The sequence below is a fragment of the Corallococcus sp. AS-1-6 genome (genome assembly GCF_020037015.1).
GTDB lineage: Bacteria > Myxococcota > Myxococcia > Myxococcales > Myxococcaceae > Corallococcus.
Genome location: NZ_JAIQDE010000077.1, coordinates 1 through 3074 on the forward strand (window position 1 = coordinate 1; position 3074 = coordinate 3074).

General features: G+C 68.5%; 3 protein-coding genes. 1 reads left to right on the plus strand and 2 read right to left on the minus strand.

Annotated features, from left to right (window positions below):
- Window positions 1-220: 220 nt before the first annotated feature.
- Complete coding sequence (locus tag K8612_RS38670) at window positions 221-1756, minus strand: hypothetical protein (protein ID WP_223765917.1); 1536 nt, start codon at window positions 1754-1756, stop codon at window positions 221-223.
- 117 nt (window positions 1757-1873) lie between these two features.
- Window positions 1874-2041 (minus strand): hypothetical protein, encoded by a 168-nt coding sequence (locus tag K8612_RS38675; RefSeq protein ID WP_223765918.1) that lies wholly within the window; start codon window positions 2039-2041, stop codon window positions 1874-1876.
- 74 nt (window positions 2042-2115) lie between these two features.
- Between K8612_RS38675 and K8612_RS38680 the strand changes: the two genes are divergently transcribed.
- Window positions 2116-3003, plus strand: coding sequence for a hypothetical protein (locus K8612_RS38680; protein ID WP_223765919.1), 888 nt, complete (start codon window positions 2116-2118; stop codon window positions 3001-3003).
- The last annotated feature ends 71 nt before the right edge of the window (window positions 3004-3074 follow it).

Consider the following 3074-nt stretch of genomic DNA (forward strand, 5'->3'; position numbering starts at 1 on the left):
CGACGCGGTTATCAATCACAGACTTCGCCATGACGTGTTTCCCCCTCGTGCGTTTCTCGCTGCGACAGGAGGAACAGCACTCGCGGGGTCTGACATGGAAGGCGGCCTCGGGGCGCCGGCTTCCGGGCGCCTCGTACCGCCGTCCGGTGCCCCCAAAGGCGCCCTCGCCTCGTGGTGTCCTGGCAGGGCGTGACGCCCGGCCCACCCCCTGGGGGGGGCCTCAGGTGCTGGTGGGCTCCGTGCCCTGTTCGCGCGGAAGGAAGAACGTCTTGGGCAGCTTGGCTTCGGGCCGGAAGAGCGACTTGAGCAGCTTGTGCGCCATCTCCGGCGTCACGGGCTTGGACTCCTTGCCCAGGTGGATGAACTTCTGGAGTTCGTTGCGCTCCGCCAACCCCATCTCCTTGTTGTATTTGGGGTCGCTGATGCGCTTGAGCTCGGCGATGACGGACAGGGCCACGCCCTTGGGGATGTCCGGCCCGAAGAAGACCTGCTCGTGCGTCTGGTGGTCGAGGGTCTCCTCCGTCTTCGGGTACTCACGGACGGTCTTGACCCGAGGCATGGCGTTGAAGACCTCGTTCCCAGGGTTCGGCTCCTGGCTCGCCTTGCGCACCACGGTGTCGCCCTTGCGCTTGAGCGCCTCGAGGACCTTGGGCGTGAGCTGATCCTCCATGGTGATCCACCCCGTCTGGAACAGCGGCGTCTGCCTCGCCTCGTAGCGGTACGTGTTCGTGCCGTAGCGGGACGCGCCATCGGAGGCCTGGGCCGCCTCGAACCGGAAGAAGACGAAGTCGTTGTTGCGCAGCAGCTTCTCATCGGTGCCCGGGGTGTTGTTCTTGATGTCGGTGCGCCCGGCCTGGTGCTGGAGCTGGATCTTCGAGAGGATCTTCCGGGAATTGTCGATGGCCCCCTTCCCCTCCGGACTGGTGCTGTGGGACAGGATGTAGTCGCAGCTCATGAAGGCCTTGAAGATCTCCTTGTCCTGGGCCGTCATCCCGCCGCGCCTCTCGATTTCGGCCTCCAGGCTCCGGATGTTGGTGCCGGACAGCTCACGGATGAAGTCCATGCCGCCAACGCCCTCCGTGCGCTTCACGGAGGAGTGCCTCCACAGCGAGTTTTTGATGTCGTTCTGGCGGTTGGCGTAGGCCTGCGCGTCCTTGCCCATGGCCTTGTCGTCCGTCATGTACGCGTACGAGGGCTGGGCCGCGTGGTTCCGATACGCGTTGGCGATGAGGGCGCTGGAGCCGTCCAGGTGCTTGAGGGGGCTGACCTTCTGGTCCTCGATTCGCGCCACCGTGGTCTTCACCCCTTCGAGCATGTGCTCCAGGGGCTTCGCGGTCTCGCCCTTCGCCTTGCCCATGCCGGCCAAGGCCTTCTCCAGGATGGCCTGACTCGCCTTGGCCTGGTCCAGCGCCCCATCGAGCGTGTCCGGACGTGGCTGTTTGGCGAGCGCGTCCAGGTCGGCATGCGCCGCTCGCAGCGCGCCCTTCAGGGCGTCCGTGTCCTTGCCCTTCTTCGCCGTTTCCAGGTCCTGGAGGTGGTGGTTCGCCCGGAACGCGAGGCCCTGCGGGCCCGAGGGCCCTTCGGCGTAGCGCTTCGCGTGGCCCTGCTCATAGGCGGGGCGGTTGAGCGATGCGAGCAGCTTCTGGTCCGCCTCGAGCTTCCCCGGCGTGTCGGCCTGCCGCGGGGCTGCCGGCGCGGTCGTCGTCGTGGACTTGGAGGTGGAGGACAGGGAGACAGGCTTGAACTTGATGGTCATCCGACACGCTCAGGACGGGTTGGCAGGTGTGATTGAAGCCCAGGACCCTGGCTTCGTGGGCAAGGAGGGTGGAGGCCAGCGCGGGTCATGTGTCCAACAAGGTCGCCAGTCGGACAGTCAGCTCTTCTCGGGGCGCATCAGCGTTTCCATCCGCTCGATGACCTGGAGCTTGTAGACCTGCGAGCCGCATCCCGGGCATTCTCCCTGGGGAATGCTGGTGACGACGACGCAGCGCCCGGAGACCTCCAGCTCGACTTCGATGTAGCGGCCCTCATAGGCCCCCATGCAGGGACAGCGACCATAGTCATACACCACGCCACCTTCGTTGTTTCCCATGGAGTCCGCCAGGAAGAGCGCCCATGACCAAGATATCCCATCCTCCCAGGCCGCCGGGCGTGATGCGCAACCAGCCCCGTCCCGTGGAGCGCCGCCGCGCGTCCCGGGGCCAGGCCGCGCAGGGGTCCTCTCCGTCCCGCATCGACGAGCTGGACGAGGACGCGTTGGGGCTCGAGGACGACCTCGGCTCCTCCGACCACCAGCAGGGGGACAGGCCTCCCGACACGCAGGAGCAGGCGTGGCGTCGCATGAACGACGAGTTCCGGCGGCGGGACGGCGCCGAGTCCGGGCAGTCCCAGGCCCGCGGGCAGCGCGATGCTCGCGACGGCATCACCGCGCAGCACCTCACCGCCGAGGTCCAGAAGCTGTCGCAGTCCCCGGGCTCGCGCGGCATCTTCGGGAGGCGGCCCCAGGGCCCCGAGCCCACCGCGCCAGCCAGCGCGGCGGCCTCCGCCAGCGGCCCGGGTCCAGCGGGCGCGGTGACGTCCAGCGGCGCGTTGGCGGGCGCCCGGTCACCGTCGCCCCCCGTCGCGACCGCGCGTCCCGCCGCGCCCCTCAGCGCGCACGGGCTGCTCGCCACCGGCAAGGCGGTGGGGAGCTTCGTGCGGGAGCTGCCGCCCGCGTCCCTGACGGACTCCGACGCGCATGTGCGGCTGCGTGCGGCGGTAGGCGAGGCCCAGCGGTTGTTGTCGGGCAAGGACGGCATCGCACGCGTGGCCCTGGGCGAGGACAAGGACACTCACCCGGTGGTGCTCGTCGTCGCTCGCCGGGGCGTCAGCCTCCAACAACTGCTCGCCACCGTGCCGGAGTCGGTCCAGGGCGTCGCCACGCGCCTCTCCATCTCCTTCGACGTGCTGCCGCTGCGGCGGTCGGCGCTCGCGGGCAAACCGCCTGGAGAACCGTCCCGCTAGGGGGTGTCCCTAATTAGCTGAAGAAAGGTGCTGGAGGCCGAGCGGCCGCCAGCACCGTGGTCAGGGCTGAG

Excerpts from the sequence above, each read along its gene's own strand:
- K8612_RS38675 (WP_223765918.1), bottom strand. The coding sequence starts at position 2,041 with ATGGGGGCCTATGAGGGCCGCTACATCGAAGTCGAGCTGGAGGTCTCC.
- K8612_RS38670 (WP_223765917.1), bottom strand. The coding sequence starts at position 1,756 with ATGACCATCAAGTTCAAGCCTGTCTCCCTGTCCTCCACCTCCAAGTCC.
- K8612_RS38680 (WP_223765919.1), top strand. The coding sequence starts at position 2,116 with ATGACCAAGATATCCCATCCTCCCAGGCCGCCGGGCGTGATGCGCAAC.